This is a genomic window from Metabacillus arenae, from assembly GCF_014773385.1.
Classification (GTDB): Bacteria; Bacillota; Bacilli; order Bacillales; family Bacillaceae; genus Metabacillus_D; species Metabacillus_D arenae.
On record NZ_JACXAI010000007.1, the window covers coordinates 43,840 to 69,801 of the forward strand.

24 protein-coding genes are annotated in these 25,962 nt (G+C 37.3%); 8 read left to right on the forward strand and 16 right to left on the reverse strand.

All coding sequences use genetic code 11. The features are described 5' to 3' along the window. Positions 1-3,363, reverse strand: a complete 3,363-nt coding sequence (gene dnaE, locus IC621_RS07675; protein WP_191157373.1) for a DNA polymerase III subunit alpha — start codon at positions 3,361-3,363, stop codon at positions 1-3. A 309-nt stretch (positions 3,364-3,672) separates the two neighbouring features. Here dnaE and IC621_RS07680 point away from each other — a divergent pair, with 309 nt between their 5' ends. The 3 genes from IC621_RS07680 to IC621_RS07690 all read left to right on the forward strand — a co-directional run bounded on the left by IC621_RS07680 (position 3,673) and on the right by IC621_RS07690 (position 5,110). Beyond that, positions 3,673-4,014 (forward strand): YtrH family sporulation protein, encoded by a 342-nt coding sequence (locus IC621_RS07680; RefSeq protein ID WP_191157375.1) that lies wholly within the window; start codon positions 3,673-3,675, stop codon positions 4,012-4,014. Beyond that, the gene (ytrI, locus tag IC621_RS07685) at positions 4,011-4,514 is read left to right on the forward strand and encodes a sporulation membrane protein YtrI (protein ID WP_224752392.1); all 504 of its coding nucleotides are present in this window, start codon (positions 4,011-4,013) and stop codon (positions 4,512-4,514) included. The genes IC621_RS07680 and ytrI overlap by 4 nt, the downstream gene beginning before the upstream one ends. A gap of 383 nt (positions 4,515-4,897) precedes the next feature. Beyond that, complete coding sequence (locus IC621_RS07690) at positions 4,898-5,110, forward strand: hypothetical protein (RefSeq protein WP_191157379.1); 213 nt, start codon at positions 4,898-4,900, stop codon at positions 5,108-5,110. 303 nt (positions 5,111-5,413) lie between these two features. Here the strand turns inward: IC621_RS07690 and IC621_RS07695 are convergent, their stop codons facing one another. Then, positions 5,414-6,352, reverse strand: a complete 939-nt coding sequence (locus IC621_RS07695; RefSeq protein WP_191157381.1) for a DHH family phosphoesterase — start codon at positions 6,350-6,352, stop codon at positions 5,414-5,416. A 361-nt stretch (positions 6,353-6,713) separates the two neighbouring features. Here IC621_RS07695 and IC621_RS07700 point away from each other — a divergent pair, with 361 nt between their 5' ends. After that, entirely contained in the window at positions 6,714-7,010 is a 297-nt protein-coding gene (locus IC621_RS07700) for a YtpI family protein (RefSeq protein WP_191157383.1), read from the forward strand. 465 nt (positions 7,011-7,475) lie between these two features. Here IC621_RS07700 and IC621_RS07705 read toward each other — a convergent pair whose 3' ends face one another. From IC621_RS07705 to IC621_RS07740, 8 genes are all read right to left on the reverse strand, one after another. Continuing rightward, positions 7,476-8,795: a CBS domain-containing protein gene (locus tag IC621_RS07705; RefSeq protein WP_191157393.1), complete on the reverse strand. Its 1,320-nt coding sequence runs from the start codon at positions 8,793-8,795 to the stop codon at positions 7,476-7,478. 65 nt (positions 8,796-8,860) lie between these two features. After that, positions 8,861-9,100 carry a hypothetical protein gene (locus IC621_RS07710; RefSeq protein ID WP_191157395.1) on the reverse strand — a complete coding sequence of 80 codons (240 nt, stop codon included), beginning with the start codon at positions 9,098-9,100 and terminating at the stop codon, positions 8,861-8,863. Between the two features lie 384 nt (positions 9,101-9,484). Then, complete coding sequence (locus IC621_RS07715) at positions 9,485-10,165, reverse strand: metal-dependent hydrolase (protein ID WP_191157397.1); 681 nt, start codon at positions 10,163-10,165, stop codon at positions 9,485-9,487. A gap of 433 nt (positions 10,166-10,598) precedes the next feature. Further along, complete coding sequence (ald, locus tag IC621_RS07720; RefSeq protein WP_191157399.1) at positions 10,599-11,720, reverse strand: alanine dehydrogenase; 1,122 nt, start codon at positions 11,718-11,720, stop codon at positions 10,599-10,601. Between the two features lie 297 nt (positions 11,721-12,017). Then, on the reverse strand, positions 12,018-12,779 hold the full coding sequence (locus IC621_RS07725; protein ID WP_191157401.1) for an SDR family oxidoreductase: 762 nt from the start codon (positions 12,777-12,779) through the stop codon (positions 12,018-12,020). Positions 12,780-13,737: 958 nt separating this feature from the next. After that, positions 13,738-13,887, reverse strand: coding sequence for a hypothetical protein (locus tag IC621_RS07730; RefSeq protein ID WP_191157403.1), 150 nt, complete (start codon positions 13,885-13,887; stop codon positions 13,738-13,740). 72 nt (positions 13,888-13,959) lie between these two features. Then, positions 13,960-15,336, reverse strand: coding sequence for an argininosuccinate lyase (gene argH, locus IC621_RS07735; protein ID WP_191157405.1), 1,377 nt, complete (start codon positions 15,334-15,336; stop codon positions 13,960-13,962). After that, on the reverse strand, positions 15,333-16,544 hold the full coding sequence (locus IC621_RS07740; RefSeq protein ID WP_191157407.1) for an argininosuccinate synthase: 1,212 nt from the start codon (positions 16,542-16,544) through the stop codon (positions 15,333-15,335). Before IC621_RS07740 ends, argH begins: the two co-directional genes overlap by 4 nt. A 198-nt stretch (positions 16,545-16,742) precedes the next feature. Between IC621_RS07740 and IC621_RS07745 the strand changes: the two genes are divergently transcribed. After that, the gene (locus IC621_RS07745) at positions 16,743-17,057 is read left to right on the forward strand and encodes a radical SAM protein (RefSeq protein ID WP_191157409.1); all 315 of its coding nucleotides are present in this window, start codon (positions 16,743-16,745) and stop codon (positions 17,055-17,057) included. A 200-nt stretch (positions 17,058-17,257) separates the two neighbouring features. On the opposite strand, the gene IC621_RS07750 is transcribed toward IC621_RS07745, so the two are convergent. After that, the gene (locus tag IC621_RS07750; RefSeq protein ID WP_191157411.1) at positions 17,258-18,103 is read right to left on the reverse strand and encodes an EcsC family protein; all 846 of its coding nucleotides are present in this window, start codon (positions 18,101-18,103) and stop codon (positions 17,258-17,260) included. Positions 18,104-18,326: 223 nt separating this feature from the next. On the opposite strand from IC621_RS07750, the gene IC621_RS07755 reads away from it, so the two are divergent. The 3 genes from IC621_RS07755 (at position 18,327) to IC621_RS07760 (ending at position 20,810) form a co-directional block, all read left to right on the forward strand. Further along, positions 18,327-19,199, forward strand: coding sequence for an aldose 1-epimerase family protein (locus IC621_RS07755; RefSeq protein ID WP_191157413.1), 873 nt, complete (start codon positions 18,327-18,329; stop codon positions 19,197-19,199). Between the two features lie 276 nt (positions 19,200-19,475). Beyond that, positions 19,476-19,607, forward strand: a complete 132-nt coding sequence (locus IC621_RS26835; RefSeq protein ID WP_263575984.1) for a hypothetical protein — start codon at positions 19,476-19,478, stop codon at positions 19,605-19,607. A 444-nt stretch (positions 19,608-20,051) separates the two neighbouring features. After that, positions 20,052-20,810 (forward strand): L,D-transpeptidase family protein, encoded by a 759-nt coding sequence (locus IC621_RS07760; protein WP_191157415.1) that lies wholly within the window; start codon positions 20,052-20,054, stop codon positions 20,808-20,810. 78 nt (positions 20,811-20,888) lie between these two features. Here IC621_RS07760 and IC621_RS07765 read toward each other — a convergent pair whose 3' ends face one another. The 5 genes from IC621_RS07765 to tpx form a co-directional block, all read right to left on the reverse strand. Further along, the gene (locus IC621_RS07765) at positions 20,889-21,176 is read right to left on the reverse strand and encodes a hypothetical protein (protein WP_191157417.1); all 288 of its coding nucleotides are present in this window, start codon (positions 21,174-21,176) and stop codon (positions 20,889-20,891) included. Positions 21,177-21,409: 233 nt separating this feature from the next. After that, a complete protein-coding gene (locus IC621_RS07770) occupies positions 21,410-22,600 on the reverse strand; it encodes an acetate kinase (protein WP_191157419.1) in 1,191 nt (396 codons plus the stop codon). Positions 22,601-22,938: 338 nt separating this feature from the next. After that, on the reverse strand, positions 22,939-23,928 hold the full coding sequence (locus IC621_RS07775; protein WP_191157421.1) for a class I SAM-dependent methyltransferase: 990 nt from the start codon (positions 23,926-23,928) through the stop codon (positions 22,939-22,941). Positions 23,929-24,207: 279 nt separating this feature from the next. After that, entirely contained in the window at positions 24,208-25,050 is an 843-nt protein-coding gene (locus IC621_RS07780) for an aldo/keto reductase (RefSeq protein WP_191157423.1), read from the reverse strand. Positions 25,051-25,394: 344 nt separating this feature from the next. After that, positions 25,395-25,895 (reverse strand): thiol peroxidase, encoded by a 501-nt coding sequence (tpx, locus tag IC621_RS07785; protein ID WP_191157425.1) that lies wholly within the window; start codon positions 25,893-25,895, stop codon positions 25,395-25,397. Positions 25,896-25,962 lie beyond the last annotated feature (67 nt).

A 25,962-nucleotide genomic window follows, 5' to 3' on the forward strand; every position in this document is an offset into this window, starting at 1 on the left:
TCAGGATTTACACACTACATTTTGTTCACCAAGTGTTTTCCTTAGCAGGCTTATACATTCATCAGTGGGGTTAACACTATATTCCTCCGGTAGTTGAATTGTTTTCTTTTGGCTGACATAATACAAATAGACAGGTGATTGCCCCTTGTATAGTTGTATAATTTCTTTAACAGTTTTTAAATTTCCTTCTTCCTCTGCAAAAGGTTCAATTTTTAAGAAAAGGGAATTTGTTGTTTCTGGTTCAAGCTCATCGATTATTTTCCCATCCTGGATAATGAATTGTAATTGATTATTTCGATTCTCAACCTTCCCCTCCAGGCAAAATATTGCTCCTTCATATAACCTATCGCTTAATTTGGAAAATGTATCTGGAAAGGCAACTGCTTCTAATTCGCTTGTTTCATCACTGATCGTTAAAAAGGCCATGACAGCACCTGCTTTAGTACGAATTGTCCTTACCTTCGAAATAATTGCTCCTATTTTCACCTTAAGATGCAAGTACCCGTAAGCATCGGCAAGCTTTACCGTTTTTAGTTTTTGAAATGTTCGAGAGTAAGCAGAGATTGGATGAGCTGAAAAATAAAAACCGAGGACTTCCTTTTCATAGTCCAGTTTTTGGATAATATCAAGCGGCTCCACTTCAATGTATTTAGGCTTAATATTCACTTCTTCTTCAAACATGAAATCAAGTTGATCATCTTCAGTTTTAAATAACTCAGAGTGTTCTAAGGCTACATCCACACTTGCTAATAATACAGCCCGATCCTTATTAAACTCATCCATTGCTCCTGACATAATTAAAGCTTCGATTGTTTTTCGGTTTATCGCTTTATGTGACACTCTGACGCAAAAATCAAAAAAGTCTTGAAAAGGACGCTGTTTTCTAACATGAAAGATTTCCTTGACTGCTGAAACCCCTACACTTTTTATGACAGCTAAGCTAAAGCGGATTCCTTTTTTCTCCGGGATAAAAGGATATGAACTTTTATTAATAGAAGGTGGAAGAATCTCGATGTTCTGCTGCTTTGCTTCACGTAAATAGTGTGCGATTTTGGAGTCATTCCCGATAACACTTGTTAATAAAGCAGCTGTGAAATACAGCGGAAAATGCGTTTTTAAATAGGCCAGCTGAAAACCAATCATACTATATGCGACAGAATGGCTTCTATTAAAGCCATAATTTGCAAATTTCACAATCAAATCATATAGCTTATGGGCGGTATTTTCCTTGTATCCTTTTTTCAAGCAGCCTGTCACAAATCGATCTCGCTCTTTATCCAGTAATTCTTTGATTTTTTTTCCCACTGCCCTTCTTAGTAAATCCGCTTCTCCCAAAGTAAAGCCTGCCATTTTAGATGCAATCTCCATAATCTGTTCCTGATAGACAATAACACCATAAGTATTCCTAAGGATAGGTTCAAGATCAGGGTGAAGATAGCGGACAGTTTCCTGCTTATGTTTCCTTTTAATAAAGTGTGGAATATTTTCCATTGGGCCGGGACGATAAAGAGCATTTACGGCTACAATGTCCTCAAGCGTTGTAGGCTTCAGCCTTTTTAATACACTTCTCATACCATCGGATTCCAGCTGAAAGACGCCTGTTGTATCTCCCCTGCTGAGCAAGTTAAACGTCTGCTTGTCTCGGTAAGAAATTTCTGCAAACGAAATCCTTTTCCCTTCCTCTTTTTCAATCATTTGAATAATTGTTTGAATAAGGGTCAGATTCCTGAGGCCTAAAAAGTCCATTTTTAACAGACCTAAATCCTCCAAGTAATCCATTGAATATTGGGTTAAATAGACATCTTCATGGCCCTCCTGAATGGGAATAACATCTGTGAGAGGCTGCTCGCTAAAAACCACACCAGCAGCGTGTGTAGACGTATGTCTTGGCAGGCCTTCCAGTTTTAATGCCGTTTCAAAAATTTTATTGGCAAGCTCTGATTTAGCGATATACTCCTTTAGTTTAGGAGACTCATTTAGTGCCTCCTGCAAGGTAATTCCAACACGGGATGGAATCATTTTTGTAAGCCTATCAGCTTCTTTTGCTGAAATTCCCATTACTCGTCCAACATCTCTTAATGCTGCTCTTGCTGCTAAAGTTCCAAATGTAATAATTTGTGCTACATGCATAGCACCATATTTTTTTGTTACGTAAGTAATCATTTCATCACGCCGATTGTCCGGAAAATCGATATCGATGTCAGGCATGGTCACCCGTTCAGGGTTTAAAAAGCGTTCAAATAACAGCCTGTGTTCAATTGGATCTACATTTGTAATTTTAAGAGCGTAAGCCACTAATGAGCCTGCCGCAGATCCCCGCCCAGGACCTGTAAGAATTCCTTGTTCGTGTGCATGCTTCATAAAATCCCAAACAATTAAAAAATAATCACTAAACTGCATTTTTTTAATAATATCTAACTCATAGGTTAATCTTTTGTAATAGCTGTCATCAGGTTGCGGAAATCGCTCCTTCAGCCCTTTTAGGCAAATTCTTTCAAGATACTCATCAGCAGATTCTCCTTGTGGCGCAGGATATGTAGGGAGTTGTGTAATTCCCAGCTCAAGCTTTACATGACACCTTTGAGCAATATGTAAGGAGTTTTCAAGTACCTCAGGATTGTCAGCGAACAACTCTGCCATTTCTTCTGCGGATTTCAAGTACAGTTCTTCAGTAAAAAGGCTCTTTTCTTCTATCATTTCTGATAGTTTCTTTCCTTCTTTTACTGCTAAAAGACATTTATGTGCAAAGGCATCTTCTTTCTGAAGAAAATGGACATTGTTTGTGGCAACAGCTTTCACACCTGTTTTTTCAGACAGTTCTAATATCGCCCTGTTAAGATTTTGCTCCTCTATCCCTTTATGAACCTTTTGAATAGAGAGGTAGAAGGAATTCTTTCCATAAATTGAAACAAACCGGGAAAGCATAGCTTCGGCCTCTTCATACAGCCCAGACAACAGGAGCTGCTCAATCACTCCATCATGTCCAGGGGAGACCGCTATTACCCCTTCCCTGTAGCTTTTCAGCCAGCTTTCTTTCATCCCGGCTTTTGATTTTGTTTGCAAAGCACTGCTGATTTTTAGTAGATTTCTATAACCCGCATTATTCTCTGCGAGCAGCACAAGCGGATAAGAAAGCTCTTGGTTTTCTTCGACTAGAACTGAAGCTGTCAGCCCGATGATCGGCTTCACTCCATGCTTCTCGCACAATTTATAAAAAGCGATTGCTCCGTACATAACATGAACATCAGTAATTGCAAGCGCACGGAACTTTTGATGCTTTGCTTGTTCAACAAGCTTTTCGATTTTCACAGAACTACTTAACAAGCTATAAGCGCTTTGCACTTGCAAATGAACGAAAGGCAATCATATTCCCACCTTTAATTTTGGCAGTTTTCGTAAACTTGTTGCTATAACAGGCAAAGTTATGAATCCGAGAGGCTTTTTACCTTCAGACGTGAGAAGTGGTGATGTGGAACTAGAAGCTATCGACGAATCATTAATTTCCTTATTCTACCATCTTATCATCCCTCAAAAAAGCAACAATTTTTTTGAAAAGAGCCTTAAAATTTTTTTCACTATATACATTATATTTGTTGAAGTGAAATTGGACAAACGGAACATAGTTGTCCATCTTGGTCCATATAAATACATATAGAGAGGATGGTGCTATCTATGGATCCAAAGGTTGCTTTCATGCCAAATTTTATTATGTGTTATTTTATCGCTTTAGGGGTTATGTTGGGAGGAACATTGATAGGCGGAATAGGCGCCTATCTGTCTGGTCAGCCTCCGCTTACTTATATTTTCAGTTTAGCCAACAGATTAAAAATATGGGCACTTGTTGCTGCGATCGGCGGAACCTTCGATGCTGTTTACAACTTTGAACGAGGAATTTTAGAGGGGAATACAAGAGACATGTTTAAGCAATTTTTGTTAATACTATCTTCCTTAGGCGGGGCCCAAACAGGCTGGCTGATTATTCATTGGCTGACTCAGGAGCATCTTTCATCATGAGAATTCCACCGTATTACCGGAGGCCTGGCTGGCAGCGTTTTTTTGCAGGAGTGGTGATAGGGTCAGTAATCAGCTGGTGCTTCTTTTTATTTACGTATGTCACTTTGCAGGAAAAGCAAATTTCTCAGATTCAGGAACAAAAAGATACAATAGCAGATTTGAAACAAAAGAAAAAAATTTATGAAGAAGATTTTCTAGAATACAACAAAGAAAATTTAAAAAAACTGACTGTTCAAAATATTGAAGTTCGAATAACAAACGGTGATAAATACAAATTTACACCCTTTATGACTGGAATGGTAAAAGAGCAAGTGAAGGACGATATATCAGATATTCTGGCAAAGGATATTGATAGTGTGCATAAAACACGAAATTTAATTAAGCTGGCGATCGAAAATAAAATTTATCCGATTGATGATAAAGAATACAAAGTAAAGGTTGTAGAGATGACGATATCTACAACAGTTTCTATTGGTTTAGAATTATCTTTTGCAAAATAACGTATTGAAACAACAGAATTGTTTCGAAGCAGTACTGGAGCTACCAAATGTGGAACAAAAAACACAAGGCGCTGGTCCTTCGGCGACAAGCATTCGGGTGAACCGTCTTGGAGGTTCTACTTTAACTTTCTCGGTTTAATTGGCTTATGACCTCGAGGGGCTAGGAGCTGAGCTGGACACAGACTACACTCTTTAACACGTTAATACTTTAATTAACTTGAGTTTTCTAATTTGATAAAAAATTTAAAAGTTTTTTAAATCTTCTTGAAATTTGTCGCCTTCTCCCCCTCTTTCATATAGAATAAAGATAAGTAAAAAATCTATCTCATAAGTGTGACGATTTGAATATCACACATCCAATGCTAATATGGAGGGGATAAAAAATGTTTGTTATTAATAATCGGAGATTGGCTCAAGAGAAAGTCGACCGCATTTTACAAGGCTATTCAGCTTATGCAGAATCAAAAGAATTAGCATATTTAATAAAAAAGGAACTGGAAGCCCGTCAATTACCGTTTTTTGAAGACCGGACAGAAATTGGCTATTGGTTTATACCTGAAGAACATCCCAGTCACTTTAGAGAGCACCGATCCTAATTACTACCACTCACCTCAGGCAATTAAAACCTTCTAATTTATTATGCTATCACTCTCACACAATATACTCAAACGACCTTGTCCGAACGAAAAGCACAGGGCGATTTGCCCAACTCAAAGAGCGAGTACTCAAATGAGCCTCCCGGGAAGGCCGCCCTTGTCTTTTTCAAGATTTGGCTTTTGTACCTTAAAAATCGAGATACGCGCTGGAGCTGGACAATACTACCTCATATAATACCATTATCTTTCATTTAAATTAAACGATCATATCCTTGAAAATCGAGGGCATTATTGCCCTCTGCATCAAACATCCTGACACAATTTTTCCAGATCACTTAGGATTTGCTCTACTTCTTCTAAACTTTTAACCGATGCACCTGCAGCCAATGGATGGCCTCCGCCATTATATTTTTTCGCAAGTTGATTAATAACAATTCCTTTCGAGCGCAGACGGACTCTGATTTGATCTTCTTCTTGCACGAATAACACCCAAGCTTTCAATCCTTCTATATTGCCTAGGATTCCGACAAGCTGCGAAGCATGTGATGGCGTTGCTTCAAATTTATCCAAAATATCCTTTGTGATCACCATTGAAGCTGATCCTGAAGGAGATAATTGGAAATTCTCCATCATATATCCAGACAGCTTTGCCACATTAACACTTGTTTTATATAGCTCGTTATAAAGTTCGGTTGGATCAAAGTTGTATTGGATTAGTTCACTTGCATATTTAAATGTTTTTTTCGTCGTATTTGAAAAAAGGAACCTGCCAGTATCGCCAACAATTCCTGCAAAAATTAATTGAGCTGCTCTATCATTTAGCTTTAGTCCCTTATCCTTGCCAAACAAGTAGAACTCATAGATCATTTCACTGACTGAGCTTGCTGTTGTATCGACCCAAAGGAGATCTCCATACTGATCCTCGTTAGGGTGATGATCAATCTTAATTAGTTTGGAACCTGTGTTATACCTTTTGTCACATATGCGTTCTTGATTTGCCGTGTCACAAACAATAACTAAGGCACCTTGATAGTGATCATCTGTAACTTTATCTAATTCATAAAGGAATTCTAACGAAGGTTCGGAAGCGCCGGTAACAAGTATCTTTTTTGAGGGAAAGGAGTTTTTCAACATTTCAGCAAGTCCGCATTGTGACCCATAGGCATCAGGATCTGGACGAACGTGTCTGTGTAAAATAATGGTTTCATATTTAATAATTTCTTCTAGAATTAATTCTTTCATAAATAGACTCCTTCATTTTATAATTATTCATTATACCTCATCTGTCTAAGAGAAAAAACAGCGAGAAATTTTAACGATGAAAAAGGTTATTAAATGGCTTGTCCAAGACTTTCTCTAGTCTATATATGAGTTTTCCGGTTCCTTACCGACTTTTCTAGTCTATGTACGAGTTTTCCGGTTCCTTACCGACTTTTCTGGTCTATGTACGAGTTTTCCGGTTCTATCCATTGTGAGCTAAAGGATCAGGCTTGTCTCTTCAGGATGGACACAAAAATGATACTTATCTATAAATTTAGACCACTGGATTTTCTATTTTGTAAAAGCTAAAATAGAATGTAATGAAGATGTGGAGGATTTCTTTATGCCAATTTTTGTTGTTCTAATTGTTTTCTCAGGTGTTTTTTATTTATTTTATAAGGTTAAGTTTTACCGAACAAAAAAATCAATGGAAAGACAATGGCTTTCTGCAAAGTCCAGTATTGCACTTGGTTCCTTTATTTTTTTCTTTGGAATAAACCAGCTTTTCATTTATCGATCAAATGTATCTCTCATTATAGGAGCTGTTTTTATAATTGTAGGATTAACGAGTGCTTGGGCAGGTTATCGGGCGTATAAACACTTTTTGCCTTTAGCAATTCAAGAAGCAGAAGAATCATGAGAACGAAAAGCTTGGAGGCGCTAGTCCTTTGGTGACAAGCTATGAGAGCCGGCTGGAGGATTGTTTTTTAACCTTCTCGGGCGAATAGGCTGATGACCTGGGATGGCGTCTTGCCGGCCAAGACGGACCATATGCCTCCCGCTACTTTCCCATCCTCGCCGCCTGCGCTGGACATCGACAGCTGGCTTTAAAAGTTAATACTTTATTTAACATAAACTTTTGATCCTTTTTAGAATATTTCCAGGGCACTTGTCGTTCGGTGACAAGATAAAACAAGCCTGCAGAATGGTTGGTTTATGCACTTGGGAAAATGCCTATGGAACTGAGGGAAAACGAGAGGGCAAGGGACTTCGAGCATTCTCTGGAAAATCTCGTGAGGTTATGGGCTGAAATATAAATAGTTCTTTACCACTTCAATTGAACCGGCAATGCAAAAACGACATCTACAGAAGATGTCGTTTTTGATTAACTTCTTTCAATTAATTGAACCATCAACATTGCTTTTCCTACTATTACTCCATCGTTTAGAACATCAACGTCAATTTTCCCAAATTTTCGGCCGACTTCTAAAATTTTCGGTCTAATGTCAATCACTGTTTCCATTTGAACAGGTTTTAAAAAGAAAATTGTTAAGTTTTCAACAACAATTTCGCCTTTTTTCTGGGACCGTAAATAGCGATTTGCCGCTTCTGTTACAAGCGTTGTAAAGACACCATACGAAATCGTTCCAAGATGGTTTGTCATTTGCGGGGTCACTTCACAACGAAAGGAATTTTCCTTTCTCATTTCCTCTTCGCTGGCAACAAATTGATTTGTCACAATATCATCGAGCCTTTCACCCACTTGAGGCTGCTTGCTTATCATTTGCAAGGCTTTTAGTACATCCTGCCTGCTTATCATCCCTTCAAGTCGTGCTTGCTGATCGACCACAGGAAGAACTTCAATTCCTTCCCAAACCATAATTTGTGCTGCAGATGCAACAGACGTTTTTCCAATGACAGTGACCGGATTTTTTGTCATTGCCTTTTCTATTGGAGTACTTCGATCAAACCCCACTATATCCTTAGATGTAATCATGCCTTGAATTTTATTATTATGATCGATTACCGGGAATCTCCCATGACCAGATTCAAAATTCTTTTCATACCATATTTCCACCGTATCACTGGGTCTTAGAGAAACCGTTTTATCTGCCGGAGTCAAAATATCTTCTACAAGGACAATTTCTTTTTTAATCAATTGATCATAAATAGCCCTGTTGATCATGGTAGCTACAGTAAACGTATCATAGCTGGTTGAAATAATTGGCAGTTCCAAATCATTAGCGAGTTTTTTTACGGTTTCGTCCGTATCAAATCCACCTGTAATTAGAACAGCGGCACCTGCTTCCAGAGCATACCGATGCGCATTTGTCCTATTTCCAACAATAAGGAGGTTTCCTGCACCAGTATATCTCATCATCGCTTCAAGCTTCATAGCTCCGATTACTATCTTATTTAATGTTTTATGTAATCCAGTACGCCCGCCCAATACTTGTCCATCAACGATGCTTACCACTTCAGCATATGTTAATTTCTCAAAATTTTCTTTGTTTTTTCGTTCAATTCGAATCGTGCCTACACGCTCAATCGTGCTGACATACCCTTTATTCTCGGCTTCCTTAATTGCCCGATAAGCGGTTCCTTCACTGACATTCATGTCTTTAGCTATTTGCCGGACAGAGATTTTCTCGCCAACAGGCAATGAGTCAATATGATTAATAATTTGTTCATGCTTCGTCGCCAAGCGTACTTCACCCTTTACACCCGTCATGATTACTATTTTTATTATAAGGGTGGAGTGAGGTTATATCAACGGAGCATCTGCATTTGTCGTTTTCTTGGTTGTTGTTTTTGTTTGATCGATGATTTTTCAACTCTCTTCTTTGAATAATATAAGATACCTGTTAAATTCCCGCCGATCGCTAATAAAGCAAAGATCATCCAAGCTCCAGAAAAGACCATCTCCATAACACCAGCAGAAAACGTCAACTGCGGGATAGCCCATAAAAGCAAAATAAGCACACATACCAGATAAAAGAATCGTCTCATCTAATCCTTCCTTTCTGTACAAGCCATTTTTTTATTTATATGCTTGTTTTGTGGAAAAAGAAGGTGAAAAGCGGATTAATTTGTATTTAGGATAATAAAATACATAGTTTGGTCATCTTCTATTTTTTGAAAACCTTTTTATCAAGGTTCCTAAAACTAAAGCTGTTCGCTACGGCATAAAATTACTCATATTAGAATAATCGAAGTGGTGATTATATTCCCATTTCCTCATCAATTCAACCAATTTCACTGGGTTTCCGTCCAAATCCCTTGTCATTTCATCCAATTTCATCGAATTTTCCTGACAATTGATACACTATTTTGTAATGTGAAGTCTAGTTACAACAAAAAAGAGAGAATCACTCTCTCTTTTTGATAACTTATTTATAATTCTATTTTATCCCCTGCTTGCAGAACTTTCCCTGCCCCATCCGGCAGCATGTTCACAAATTTGTGTGGATCTTGTTCAATTACTGGGAACGTATTGTAATGAATAGGGACTACTAATTTGGCTTTTACATAACATGCTGCTTCCGCTGCATCCTCTGGACCCATTGTAAAGTTATCGCCGATCGGCAAGAAAGCTAAATCAATTTTATGCCGGTCACCAATAAGTTTCATATCAGAGAACAAACCAGTATCACCAGCATGATAGATCGTTTTCCCTTCTATTTCAAGTAACAAACCGGCCGGCATTCCAGTATAAACAATGGTTTGATTTTCTTCTTCATAGCTCGACCCATGAAAAGCCTGTGTTAATTTCAATTTACCAAAATCAAATTCATGTGCCCCGCCGATATGCATTGGATGAGCATTTACACCCTTCCAGCCTAAATATGTAGCTAACTCAAATGGCGCAACGACAAGAGCATCATTTTCTTTAGCAAGTGTAACAGTGTCCCCTACGTGGTCATTATGGCCATGAGTAAGCAAGATAACATCAACTTTCAGGCCCTCCACTTTTAAGTCAGTCTGTCCATTTCCATTAATGAAAGGATCAATAAGAATGGTTTTTCCCTTAGTTTCAATTTTTACGACTGAATGTCCATGATAAGATACAAGCATATACTTCTCCCCCTTGAAAAATTTTTTACTATAATAGTTTTACACACTTTTTACCTTTTTCCTCTATTTATAATCTTTAAACCTAAATTTTAGCGCAAACTGGGTGGCCTTTTTTGATTAGCGAACGTCAGATAGTTTGTACAACCAAGCATCGGTTTTGTTGCCATTCACTCTCTTTACGAGCCAGATACAACATTTTTTGAGCGAATCATTCCCTCATACTGGGTGAATTGAGCAGATTTTACTTTTGCGCATGCCTTGGGCTTATGACCTATTTGCCCATTTGGCGCCTAATGCTGGACAAGGTTCGCTGCTTTTATACGTTAATCATACTTTAAATAACTCAATTTCCCGAAAATAAAATACACCTTTCCAACTTCGGGATCTTTGAGTAAGGATAAAGAAAACGACCGCATAGAATGGGCCGTTTCCTTTAATATTCGACAATTAATGTTTTTGGATCCTTATATTCTAGACCTTGAGATTCCGCAACAGCCTTATAGGTGACAAATCCTTTTAGAGTATTAATTCCTTTAAGCAGGGCTGGATTTTCATAGCAAGCTCTTTTATACCCTTTATTAGCTATTTGGATGGCATACGGGACTGTTACATTTGTAAGTGCCATTGTCGAGGTTCTCGGGACTGCACCAGGCATATTGGCCACTGCATAATGAACGACGCCATGTTTTTCATATGTTGGTTGATCGTGAGTAGTAGTTCTGTCAGTTGTTGCGAAAATCCCCCCCTGATCTATTGCAATATCTACAATAACCGAGCCATCGGTCATCGATTGAACCATTTCTTCTGTTACTAATTTCGGGGCTTTTGCGCCATGAATAAGAACTGCACCAATAACAAGATCAGATTCTCTAACTGACTCCTCAATGTTATAAGGATTGGACATAAGCGGATTAACCTCTTTACCAAAAATATCATCCAATTGCCGGAGGCGATCTGGGTTAACATCTAAAATTGTCACATCAGCACCTAATCCAATTGCAATCTTAGCCGCATTTGTACCAGCAACTCCACCGCCGATTATAGTTACTTTCCCTCTTTTTACTCCAGGCACTCCTGAGAGAAGAATCCCTTTGCCGCCTTTTGGCTTTTCAAGAAATTGCGCCCCAACCTGGGAAGCCATCCTTCCTGCCACTTCACTCATAGGAGTTAGCAATGGGAGGGAACCGTTTGGAAGCTCAACTGTTTCATAAGCAATTCCCACGACCTTATTATCCATCAAAGCTTTCGTTAATTGCTCCTCAGGTGCAAGATGAAGGTAAGTAAACAAGATTAAATCTTCTCGGAAATATTGATATTCTGAGGATATAGGCTCTTTTACCTTCATAACCATATCCATTGACCACGCCTCTTCAGCAGAGGCAACCATAGTTCCTCCAGCTCTTTCATATTCCTCATCTGTGAAGCCAGATCCATCACCAGCTGTTGCTTCAATAAACACCTCATGACCTGAATGAACAAGATGATTAACTCCCGCAGGTGTAATTGCTACCCGGCTCTCATTGTTTTTCAATTCTTTAGGAATTCCTATTTTCACCCTTAGTACCCCCTTCTAGAAAATCTTTACTTTTAAAGTATTTCCTAGTTTTACTTTATGAAAACAAATTGTAGAAAGAAATTCATTTTTCAGGAAATAGGAGTTTTTTTAAAAAAAGCATGAGTATGTGAAACCGAGCTATCCTTACTCTTCTCTCTCTTAGGGTTTACTCGTTAGAAAATAAACTGCTCGTTGACTCGAAGTACTACAGCAATTCTGCCTTCTTCTCCTTGAGTAAGTTGAAGCTTGGATGAAAAATCGCCGTTTTTGGCTAATAATTATGAGCGGGGTAAAGATTCATGATAAATGTTTATGAATGACATTCAATCCTCCGGTTGCTTCAATGACTGTGCCCGTTATCATGTCAGAATCATTTTCGCATAGAAATGTAATAATTCGGGCTATATCTTCCCCTGTCCCCGAACGTCCTATTGGGGTATTAGCATCCTTTGTTTTTCTGGAGTCCTTTATTGTTGATTCCTTCATTGCTCCTACAATGTTGCCTGGACTAATCATATTTGCTGTTATTCCGTTTTCAGCTTCTTCAAGCGCAATCGATTTCGTCAAAGAAACCAAACCAACCTTTGCCGCACTAAATGCCGCCCGATGGAGCCAACCAGGAGAGCTTTCTGCCCCTTGAAATCCATATGTAACAATACGACCAAATTGTTGTTTTCGCATGATTGGAATAACTTTTTTAAACAAGTGAAAAACAGCACTCAAATTTCCTTCAATCATTTCATACCATTCATGATCTTCATAATCAGCCAAACGTTTTCGGTCAAATATGTATGGCCCTGCATTATTAATAAGGCAATCTACTCGGCCGAACCGTTCGTGTGCCTGATCAACCATTCGATATAAATCCTCTTTCCTAGTAACATCACCCTGAACAAAAAATAAGCGGTCTTCCAAATGCTTGAAGTTCCTTTTCAAATTATCAACAGCGACCAGATCATTTCGGTAATTAACTGTTACATGATAACCTTTTTCTATAAAAGCTTCGGTTACTTTTCGGCCTAATCCTTTTGAACCAGCCGTAATAAGAGCGTGACGCACAGCTTCTCCTCCCTGTGATTGAATAGTAGGTATACAATGAAAAGCGCAAGTCTTTAATCCTCCGGTGGCAAGTAATCGGGCGAGCCGACTGGAAGGTTGTTCTTTACCTTCTTGGACGGATTGGCTAATGACCAAAAGACCGATGACGCCTGGAACTGGACATCGATAGCTGACTTAAACACGTTAATCCTTTAACTAATTTAAACTTCTGATCTAACGTAAAATGGATTTCATCTATACTTTACTACAAAAGAGCTTCCAAAAGCATTCCATGTGATTTAACTTTTTTCAAGTTAGTATAGGTGAAGTAAAAATAATGTTTATTAGCTTTTTCAATTATATGTAAATCGAATAAAAAACTGTACCTAATTAGAAAGCAACACGTGTCTTTCTAATAGCGAGAGGTTAAAGGTTGAGGGCTAATTTCTTTTCCTATTCTCTTTGACTAGTTTTATTAAGATGTTTCGCTTAATTTTGGCCGCATTTCAAACGATTCTTTTTTTATACAAATAACAAACGCTATTTCTTTTCTTCTTGATCAGCAACCGATAGCTTAAACTTTTCTTCGATATGTCCATTATATCTTCTAAATCTGAAATATATTTTTGATTTTCACTTTTCTACATAAAGAAATCTTAATAAAAATACAATGATAATTGAGTTGAAATCGGTTTATCTTCGAAAATGATTCATTTATCTTCGATCTTTTTATAATATCTTCGAAAACAACCGATTTATCTTCGAAAATTTCATTATATCGATTATTCGACATAAATCGACACAATTTTCTTGTATTTTTTGAAACGTAATTCTGATATTATAAAAAAAGCCAGACACACCTTCATGATTGAGGTGAATCTGGCTTTTTTATTGACCTGGAGAATTCCTAATTATGTGTCAATTAGCATTATAAAGTTGAGCTCTCAAGCCCAATTGGAGCGGCTATTTTTAAAAATGGTTACCTATTGTATTCTTCTGGAATGTAACGTTCATTTTGCTCATCAACCACGCCGCTTTCATAGGCATTTGAAATTTGCTGAAATGTTTCCTTTTCTCCTTCATGGTCGAAATAATAAGTGTTTCGGTTCACTTGTTTTTCTTTTTTCATTCTCATCAGCTCCTTGATTCTTTACCTACTAGTGTCTGTGAAATCAAGGAATTTTTTGCTTGGAAAATTCAGCTAATTATTGATGAGACCCTTTGCTTTTTCAATGGCTTCTTTGACTTTTATAAAACCTGTTCCGCCTTCACTCATTCGTTTTTGGACTGCATATACGGGATCTAAAATTTCATACACAGAAACATCAAACAAAGAGGAAGCTTCTTTGAATTCTTCAAGCTGCAAGTCTTTTAGGTAAACTCCTTTTTCAATACATGTGTAGACTAATTTCCCAACTACTTCATGAGCCTCCCGGAACGGCATCCCTTTCGTTGCCAGGTAATCTGCGAGTTCAGTTGCATTTGAGAAATCCTCTTTAGTCGCTTTTGCCATGTTATCTGTTTTTACTCTCATTGTTTCAATCATGCCAGTAAAGATTTGCAGGCTTCCTTCTACCGTTTGAACTGTGTCAAACATGCCCTCTTTATCTTCTTGAAAGTCTTTATTATAGGCAAGCGGTAAGCCTTTCATAACCGTTAATAAAGAAAATAGATTTCCATACACTCTTCCTGTTTTTCCACGAATTAATTCAGCCATGTCAGGATTTTTCTTTTGCGGCATCATGCTGCTTCCTGTTGCATACGTATCATCCAATTCAACAAATTGAAATTCTTGAGAACACCAAAGAATAATCTCTTCGCAAAATCTTGATAAATGCATCATCATCATTGAGCTGTTACTTAGAAACTCTAAAATAAAATCACGGTCGCTTACCCCGTCAAGACTGTTTTCATAAATGGCATCAAATCCTAATTTATCAGCAGTAAAATTCCGATCAATTGGAAAAGTCGTCCCAGCAAGTGCTCCGCATCCTAGTGGGGATACATTGATTCTAACTAAAGATTGCTCAAATCTTTGCTTGTCCCTCTCAAGCATCCAAAAATAAGCCAGCAGATGATGAGCAAACGAAATCGGCTGAGCTCTTTGGAGGTGGGTATATCCTGGTAAGATCGTTTTAACGTTTTCTTCCGCTTTTTTAACTAGTGTCTTTTGGAATTGATTGATCATTTCGATAATTGCTTCGACATGCTTTCTTAAATAAAGATGCATGTCTGTCGCTACTTGGTCATTCCGGCTTCTGCCCGTATGAAGTTTACCTCCAACAGGACCAATCTCGTCAATAAGCAGTTTTTCAATGTTTAGGTGAATATCTTCATAATCCACTTCAAATGGTAATTGCTTCGCCTCTGCTTTTTTGAGTAGCTTATTTAGACCCTCTTTAATTGTCTGAGCCTCTTCTTCACTAATAATCTTACACTTTTCAAGCATAGCCACATGGGCTAATGAGCCTTCAATATCTTCTAAAACCAGCTCCTGATCAAAATGGATCGATGCTCCAAACTCATCGACCCATTTCTCAGGAGTTTTTTGAAATCTTCCTCCCCAAAGCTTCTTCATATACTCACCTTTTCTTTATTCTTAACCATGCTGTTCACTTTTGTTGGAAGTCCAAACAATTCGGTAAACCCAATCGCTGCTTGATGGTCAAATGCATCTTCCTTTGTATAAGTGGCAAGCTTTTCATCGTATAACGAATAAGGTGATTTTCTCCCTTCTACAATGGCATGCCCTTTAAACAGCTTAACTCGTACTACCCCAGTAACATGCTGTTGAGTTTCCTTAAGGAATGCTTCAAGTGCATTTTTGATCGGAGAAAACCAAAGACCGTTATAGATCACTTCGGAAATTTTTTGTTCAATAAGCGGTTTGAAATGGGCAACTTCTTTCACTTGAGTAATATCTTCTAATTCTTTATGTGCCTTGATTAAAGTCATTGCACCTGGACATTCATATATTTCACGTGATTTAATACCAACAAGACGATTTTCAACATGATCAATCCGTCCAACACCGTGCATTCCCGCTAATTCATTTAATTTTAAAATTAATTCAGATAGTGGATAAGATTGACCGTTTAATGAAACCGGCACACCTTGTTCAAACGAAATTTCTACGATATCTGCCTCATCAGGACTGTTCTCTAAAGAGTTTGTGAGATCATAAGCATCTTCAGGGGGTGCAGCCCACGGGTCTTCTAATATCCCGCACTCATTACTTCTTCCCCATAAATTTTGATCAATTGAGTATGGGCTATCTAGTTTAATTGGAACCGGAATGTTATGAGCTTGGGCATATTCAATTTCCTCTTCCCGTGACCAGCTCCATTCTCTCACCGGTGCAATCACCTCTAAATTTGGATTCAATGCTTTGATGGAAACTTCAAAACGAACTTGGTCATTTCCTTTTCCTGTACACCCATGCGCTACGGCGACTGCCCCTTCCTGTTCAGCAATCTCAACCAATTTCTTTGCAATTAGCGGACGTGAAAGAGCAGATACCAATGGGTATTTACCTTCGTATAAAGCATGAGATTGTAAGGCAAGCAATGCAAAGTCCTTTGCAAATTCTTCTTTTGTATCAATCATAAATGATTTGACCGCACCAACTTGCAGGGCTTTTTGCTGAACAAATGCAAGATCCTTTCCTTCCCCTACATCTAAACAACAAGCAATAACCTCATATCCTTTTTCTTGTAACCATTTAATCGCAACAGATGTATCTAGACCTCCTGAATAGGCTAATACAATCTTTTTATTTTCACTCATTAGAAAACCCCTCTCTGTTGTATAAAAATTAATTCATATTCATAAAAATTCAATTATATGTATACACTTTAACAACTTCGATGCATTTTTTCAATAGAAATTTCATAAAAAAACATAACTATTTACAAAAAATTCACTAAATCGTGTAAGATAGCCTATAAAGGGTTTTTATGAGCAACTAATAAAGGGTGTTGGACGATGAAATGGTTTCAATATGATGAACGATTACAAATTGAAGTTCCTGTTATACAGAAAAGCTGGGATAAGATTAGTAAGGAAGAACAAGAAAATATATTAACAAAATGGGAGAAAGTTAGAGGGAGAATTCCAGATCGAATTAAAGAGCTTGAAAAAGAAATCGAAAATAAACAAGCTCAATTAAATGAAGAAGAAAATTTTGAAGCATCTTGCATATTGAACATCCAAATTGCAGACCTTGCGTCTGTCATCAATGATTTATGGATTTGGTATCGGATCAACCAAACAATCAACTCTACAAAAATTCATTCCTAAATATTGATGAACTAGACTTGTTCAATTTCAGAAAAGAAAAGCGCAAGTCCGACCCTCACAAGTATTAACGAGCCGGCAAAATATGACCAAAGGGCCAATTACGCCTGTAAGCTGGAAATCGATAGAATACTCTAAAATGTACAGTTAAATAAATTTAAGCTCTATTGCCATAGAAAATGGTCAAATCTATCACCTGATGTTTAAAGAGCTGTTAAATCTCCCTTTTCTGTTAACAGCCGAAATTGATAATATTTTTCTGCAAACTCCGTAATTCTCTTTGTTTGACGATAATTTATCCCTGCTCCTGTTAAGATCCCTAATAGTGGGATTCCCTGAATAAGTTTCTTTTTTAGTAATGAAAGAAACACAAGTTTAACAGTCTGGCTAAGGAAGACATGAAAGATACGGTCATCGGTTAATACTTCAGTTTCATTACAAAAAAATGGGAGCTCTTCTTCTTTCTCCATGTCATCTACAAGTTTTTTCCATCTCTCATATTGGAATTTCTTCGGTAATAGTGCAGCATGAAAAACTTGCAAAGAAACCATCATCTCACGAGGGACATTCACATTATAGCCGTAGCTCATTGCTGTCAATTGTACAGATTTTAATTGAATACTAACAAGTAATGGCAGATCAATTCCCCACAATAACATGCCTCCTGAACCTGTCATTCCTCCTTGAATAAAAGAGTATAAGCGATGCTTCGCTATTGAAGAAGCTGCTATGTAGTGGAGCTGATCAATCGGAAGCTGCTTTAAATCAGCAAGCTCTTGAATGCTACCATTAAAAACTCTAGCCTTTAATAACAACTGCTCCTTTGCTTCAAGCTGAAATTTGGAATTTTGGATATAAGAATGTAAATGAAAGAAACCATCATCAAGGTTAGTAAAGAAGGAAGGTTTTAAGTGAGGTGGAATTTCTTTTATTAATTTATTCAGCCATTTTTCAGTGTTTTTTTCAATATCTGTCTGCAAATCATTCTGCAACTCTTTCTCCCAAAGCTTAATTGAGTCAAGATAATAGTAATCACGTTCATTCAACATATCAGACCCTCTCTTCATTGACAGATAACCAGTTAATGACATTATAACATATAATAATTTCTGAGCTGCCTGACAAAATCAGTGGCTTAAATCAATCTTATTAAAGGCCGGCGTATTTTATAAATGTTTCCTTATTTTCATCCCTCACTTCTTCATTTAATTGCAGATATAAATGTATATCGGATAAAATAATGAAAATAAGTGCATATAAGGAGAGACAAATATGATCCATGAGCTTGAAAATGAAACGATTATCTTAAGAATGAAGGAAGGGGGAGCCGAGCTTACGAGTGTGATGTTAAAATCGGATGGAACAGAATATATATGGCAGGGTGACCCAGCCTATTGGGGAAGACATGCGCCTGTTTTATTTCCAATTGTCGGCCGTCTTGTAAACGATACATATCTTGTAGATTTAAAGTCCTTCCATTTAACCCAGCATGGATTTGCTCGTGATATGATGTTTAAGGTAACCAATAAATCAGAAAAAAGTATCCGTTTTGTTTTGAATTCAACTAAAGGAACATTGGAGCATTACCCTTTTCCGTTTGAATTGTCTATTACCTATATACTCGAGGACAATTCGGTTGTTGTCATATACTCTGTTCATAATATTGGTGATAAAGAAATGTTTTTCTCAGTCGGAGCACATCCAGCCTTTAATTGCCCGATGAATAGTGGCGAAACATTTGAAGATTATTATCTAGAATTTGGGGAGATCGAAAACCTGGAAACTTATATATTGGAAGATGGTTATCGGCAAAATTCCAAACGTAAAATTGCACCTCCCTCAAAGACGCTTCCTTTAGCCAAAAGCCTTTTCAAAGACGATGCTATCATTTTGGAAGAAATGAAAGAAAATAAAATCTCCATCCGTTCTAATCGGCATGAAAGGTTTGTACAAGTTGAATTTCCGGATTTTCCTTTTATCGGAATCTGGACTCCTTATAATAAGGCACCCTTTCTATGTATCGAACCTTGGCAAGGCTTAGCAGATGAAATAGGGCATCCGGTGGAGCTGAGCAAAAAAAAGGGAATTCTTCCACTTGAAAGCGGCGGAACTTATACAGGTAAATTTAAAATCACTGTTGGATGATTTAAGAAAAAGCTCAAGGATCAGTCCTTGGCAGTCAAGTGCGCTGTTCGTTAACCTTTTTAGATGACTTGGAATTTAAAAGTCTATTTCGGATGGATCCAGACATAAAGTTCCATTACAAACTTTTAGAATATTATCTTGAAAAAGAGGTATTTCCTTTATTTAGCTGTACAACTTCAAATTTACAACTAATTTCCAAAATCAAATTCACATGGAAGCAGCAATAAGAGTTATAATGGAAGTGAACGAAAAAAGCAATAAGGATGGTGTGTTTCCATGAAGAATCGAGACAAACGGAAAAAGAGGAAGCGTGACATTCTAAAGGATTATTTAAAAAACAAACTAAAGCCGCTTAGACCAAAAGAAGGAAAATCACCAGTTTCCAATCATAAACAGCATATTAGCTAACGATTTTGCAGGGGGAGATACTTTGTCTCTTCCTTTTTTGTATGTTTTAAAAGAGTCTCTTTTTTATAGGAAATTACATTCACACAGTTTAAACTTATATTAGGTTAATTTTCAAAGGGGCTGTCCGAAAAGGTCAACTTCATTAAAAATTGAAAATCAAGAATGTTAATATATCAGCATTCTGAAACATGGAAAAGGGGCCTCCAATAGCCGAAAATCGACTTATTGGACAGCCCCTTTTTTGTGTTTTCTCGTTTAAGTAATTGGCAATTTTCGAAGTTGTTTAATGGAAGTTACATATTTGTTACGTATAAGTATGCAAATATTTCTCTAACAAAATCAACCTTTAATATAATTGTAAATTTTTTTAATTAATTGAAATCAAGATGAAATATTGCTCATATGATGTATGAAAAAACACTAAACTTCATAAGGAGCCAAACCATGAGGAAAATATTCATATTGATTTCGTTGTTCTTTTTATTCTTTTTTGGTGCTGGTATGACAAAAGCATCTGCTGGAGGGAAACAATTAATTATTATCAATAAAGCAAAAAATGAACTAGCCTACTATGAAGGAAGCAGCCTAAAAAGTGTTTTCAAAGTGGCTACCGGCAGAAAGCCCTCTTACACCCCTGAGGGTAGATTCAAGATTGTCAATAAAATTGTGAACAGGCCTTATTACAAGAAGAAAATTCGAGGCGGAGACCCCCGTAACCCACTAGGGAATCGCTGGCTCGGCATAAATGCCAGAGGAACTTGGGGAACTACTTATGCTATTCATGGGAACAACAATCCAAGTTCAATTGGAAAGTATGTAAGCGATGGCTGTATAAGGATGTTTGATCACGAAGTAGAATGGCTTTTTAGTAAAGTAAAAGTGAATACACCTGTCATAATTACTACATCCAACAAGTCCTTTCAATCAATAGCATACTCTAATGGTTATAAAGTAAACGGCAGCAATAAACAGGTTTCAAAACCAGCTGTAACTACTGGCACTATGCTAAAAAAAGGACACCGTGGAAGTGAAGTGAAGGAGCTGCAACGCCTGCTCACTAACAAAGGATACAGCACAAAAGGAATCGATGGTATTTATGGTTCAAATACTGATAAAGCGGTTCGTAAATTCCAAAAGGACCGGAAATTAAAAGTAGATGGTGTAGTTGGTCCTGCTACAAAGAAAGCACTTGGGTTGTTTTAAATAAATCTATAAAAAGACCTTTCAGCCATATGTATTCAAACAAATATGAAAGGTCTTTTTTTATTCTATTTGTTTTGATTACTTTTCCGATACATCTTCACTTGCAGAAACTTGTTGACTATTTGAATGTGGCTTATCCTCTCTTATTCTATCTGAAATAATATTAAGAAATTCAACAATTTCTGCTAAACCTAGTAAGACTAAGCCCAAACTAATACCTGCTAGAGACCAGCATAAAAAGGTAAACCAGTTTATCTCACCAAGTTCATTACCAAAGGTTGCCCCGGCAATAAGTGCAGCTGCAATAATAATCCATCCCATAAAAACTAGACTTACAGCAATTAAATTTTCTTTATTTTTCAGCAAAATAATCCCCCTTTCATACTAATACAAGATAATATTAACTTATATTGGAATGAAATGCTTTAAATTAGTAAAAATCATCGGCTGCCCTATTCCTTAGAGGAAAAATCCCTAGTTTATTAGTTACTATTTATTAAATGACATGAATCCTTAGCAAAATAAAAAACAACCTCCTCATGCTAATTAAATAACATAAAAGGTTGTCCAATAAAAATCCGGTACACATTTCGAGCCAATTACAAAGCCAGCTTCACAACATCCCTTGCAATCATAACCTCTTCATTGGTAGGGATAATGATAACTTTTACCGGAGAGTGCGGATAACTGATAAATGTTTCTTCCCCGCGGACTTTATTTAGGGCTGGATCCCAGTATACCCCCATGAATTCGAGTCCAAGCATGACTCTTTCGCGAACTTCAATACTATTTTCGCCGATTCCGGCTGTGAAGATGATCGCATCTACTCCAGACATGCGGGCTGCATACGATCCAATATATTTGTGAATCCGATTCGCGAATACTTCAAGAGCCGTTTCGGCACGTTCATTTCCTTCTTCAGCAGCTTGTGTAATATCCCGTAAATCACTTGATAAACCAGAAATACCTAATAAACCGCTCTTTTTATTTAATATTTCTAATACCTCTTCAGCTGTTTTCCCTGTTTTTTCCATAATAAACGGAAGAAGGGCAGGGTCAATATTTCCTGAACGCGTACCCATGGCTACACCTGCTAATGGAGTAAAGCCCATCGAAGTGTCGATTGAATGACCTCCTTCGATTGCTGCAATACTTGCCCCATTACCAAGGTGACAAGAAATTAAACGCAGTTGCTCTATGGGACGGCCTAACAGCTCAGCCGCACGCTCTGACACGTATTTATGTGATGTGCCATGGAAACCATATTTACGAATTCCATACTCTTTATAATATTCATACGGCAAGCTGTATAAAAATGACTGTTCAGGCATTGTTTGATGGAAAGCTGTATCAAACACAGCAACTGCGGGAACATTAGGCAATACCTCTTTGAAAGCCTTAATTCCTACTACATTGGCTGGGTTGTGTAATGGAGCTAAGTCAGATAGTTCTTCGATAGCCGCCAGTGTTTCGTCCGATATTAGAACTGAGTCATTAAATTGTTCTCCGCCATGAACAACGCGGTGGCCGATCCCATTTATTTCATCCAATGATTGGATGATTTCTAGATCTGTAAGCTTAGCTAATAAGATTTTTACAGCAACTGCATGATCAGGAATATCTGTTACTTCCGTTTGCTTTTCACCGTTTGTATCAGTAATGGTGAAAACTGCATTATCTAAACCAATTCGTTCAACTAAGCCTTTTGTGACAACATCTTCGTTTGGCATATCAAACAATTGGAATTTTAATGAGGAACTTCCTGCATTAATCGCAATAATTTTTGACATATTTTTTCGCTCCCTTTATCTTAGCTGGTAAAAGCAGGATATATAATAATATTTAATATAATGACGATTCCTTTATAAAAACCTGACTTTTACATTTAAACACTGCTATCTAAAGTTTTCAAGTGCATATATAAACTGCAATCGGTTACAGTTAAAAGTCTATAAATTCTGAGAAATTGAATTCAAAGACCGAAAAGCTCAGGGGCGCTAGTCCTTCGGCGACAAGCATGGCGCCTAGCCGGCAAAGACGTCACGGCTAACTTTAACGCGTTAATACTGTAATCTACTTAAACATTCTGAAACCAAAATAAAAACTACGAGTAGTATACCCGTAGTTTTTATCCTTTATTTTGTATGATCCATTCGTCAATCTGAGCAATGACCGATTGCATCGCTTGTTTATTTGAAAACTTAGGAAGATTTACAAGAAGAGCTTGCTTTGGAGGTGAAATGTTTTCTGATTTTTTCTGCAAAATAAAGATGCTTTTGGCATGCTGTTCACCTTTAAACAGGCTTACTGGCAATTGAAATAAACCTTGAATATATACATTTTCCTTTAAGAAAGCATTCAACTTTGGAGCTTGAGATGATTCAAATAAATGGTTTGGGATTATAAAAAATAAATATCCCCCAGGAAGTGTGTAGTTTATACTTTGTTCAATAAAAAGGTGGTGAGCAAATGAGTGGCCTTCATCAGCCTTTAATTGATAGTTCTTAGCTCCCTCATCGTTAGGATAATAACCAACTGGTATATCGCAAATCGTAATATCCACTGGATCAACGTAAAGTGGCTGCAGGCTGTCCTGATTATAAAATTGAACTGGATGCTGCTGGAGATTTGCGGTTACAAGCGCAAGCTTTAATAATAGATCATCAACATCACTTCCATAACTGTCAACCTCTATACCTTCAAGATCATTTAAGACGGTTGTTAGCAAATTCCCTGTACCCACAGCGGGATCTAAAAGGCGAATTTTTTCTTTATGTAAAAATTTTTTTACTAAATAACTTAAAAATAAACCAACAGCATCTGGTGTCATTTGGTGATTCGGATGAGCCGCTTCCTTTAGACCTTTTAAAATAGCCAGCTGAAAAGCTTTTCTTAGCTCCTCTGCTTTAAATTGATTCAGATTTAGACTGCTGTACTTTTTCTTTAGTAATTTTATAGTCGTTTCACTTAATCCCTCTTCATGAATCTCACCGTGAAAGAGGTTTTCCCCTGTCTCTGCCACTGCTTCAATATAAGGATACTTCAGCTCACTTGCGATTAAGTCTGCTGTTTCGTTAATTAGTGAAAAAAACCTTTCAACATGAGTACCTTCTTGCATTCATACCTCTCCTTTTCATCCTATATTATCATTTTAGTCGCTGTTATTGTAGCTTTGAAATAATGTTTGATTCATAACATCGCGCAATTCACGTTTGTATGTGCATTGCTTACAGGACCAGTTTGAACACATCTAGGGTATTCTACGATGTTGCGTGTATTTTTATTTTACAATAATATCACAGAACTCCAACAAATATTATAGTGCCTAATTTATGAAGCAAAAAAACGCATCACTCATACATACAAGTGGTGCGCCGATATGTTTTATCTGTAGTTGTTAAAATTCTTCATAAGCAGCAGGATCTTGATCGTTAATTCTGCCATCTGGGCGAGTTAATTCTGCAATCGTGCTCATTTCTGTTTCATTTAGAGAAAAATCAAAAATTGATATATTTTCAAGTTGTCGTTCAGGAGATGAAGATTTAGGAATTGGAATTGCCCCTAGTTGATAATGCCAACGTAAAATAACTTGTGAAATCGTCTTGTTATGATGGTCGGCAATCTTTTTAATCGTTTCATTTTGTAAAATGTCACTTGCTCGAGCTAATGGACTCCAGGATTCTGTTTTAATGTTGTTCTCTTCATGCCATATTCTTTGTTGTTCCTGGTTGAAAAATGGGTGTAATTCTATTTGGTTTATGCTTGGCTTCGTGCCAGTTTCTTTTTCTAACCGCTCTATATGTTCTGGTAGGAAATTACAAACACCAATAGAACGTATCAGCCCCCATTTTTTAGCGTCAATTAATGCTTGCCAAGCTTCTACATAGTTATTTTGTTTAGGATTTGGCCAATGGATAAGATATAAATCATAATAGTCCAGATTTGCACGATATAGTGATTCTTGTATGGTAATGACAGCTTTATCGTACGCTTGATAACGACCTGGTAATTTGGATGTAATTCTTAATTCTCCCCTTGAAATCGAACTGCGTCGAACGGCTTCACCTACAGTTCCTTCGTTTTCATAATTATAAGCAGTATCAATTAGTCGATAACCTGCATCAATTGCACTATTTATAGCGACTGCACCTTCATTACCATTAAGTTTATATGTACCAAAACCTATAACTGGCAAAGTAACGCCATCATTTAGTGTAACCTCTGGGATTGATATACTCATAATTCATCACTCCTTTCAGTAATATTTTAAGATTACACCTATATGAATAGAAATCCAAATAATTGAACTGAGGCTACGTGCAGCCGGACAACGATAACTAGTTAATATTTAATTAATTAAAAATTTCTAATTTTAAAAGAGAAGCACAAGGCACTAGCCTATCGGCGACAAGCACTTGGGCGAGTTCGCATGAAGTTTGTTCTATAACCTTCTTGACGGATTGGTTTATGACCTTGACAACAATTATCTTTAATACGTTAATACTTTAATTAATTAATTTAAACCCTATAAGAAAGGCTCCGTTTCAATAAACGGAGCCTCATTCTTTATCCTAGAATATCAAATTATTGAGCTGCTTTTGCAGCTTCGATCGCACCCTCATAATTTGGATGATTTGTAGCTTCTGCAACATATTCTGCGAAAGTTACCTTATCATTTGAGTCTACTACAAAAACCGCTCTTGCCAGCAAACGAAGTTCTTTAATGTGAACCCCATATGCCTCTCCAAAGGATAAGTCACGATGGTCAGAGACGGTTTGAACATTCTCAATTCCGTTCGCCGCACACCAGCGTTTCTGAGCAAATGGCAGGTCAACACTTACTGTTAAAACTTTAACGTTGCCAAGCTTTGCTGCTTCCTCGTTAAAACGACGGGTTTGTGCATCACACACCCCAGTATCAATGGAAGGAACAACAGAAATGATCCGAACACTTCCTTTTGAGTCTGCTAATGTTACTTCAGTTAAGTCATTTGCAAGAACTTTGAAATCAGGAGCTGTTTCTCCAACTGAAACTTCATTCCCCAATAATGTTACAGGATTACCCTTAAATGTAATTGATGCCATGAATGATTCCTCCCTAATAAAAGTATGTACAAAGTAAATATAACGAGATTATGAGAGGATTGCAACG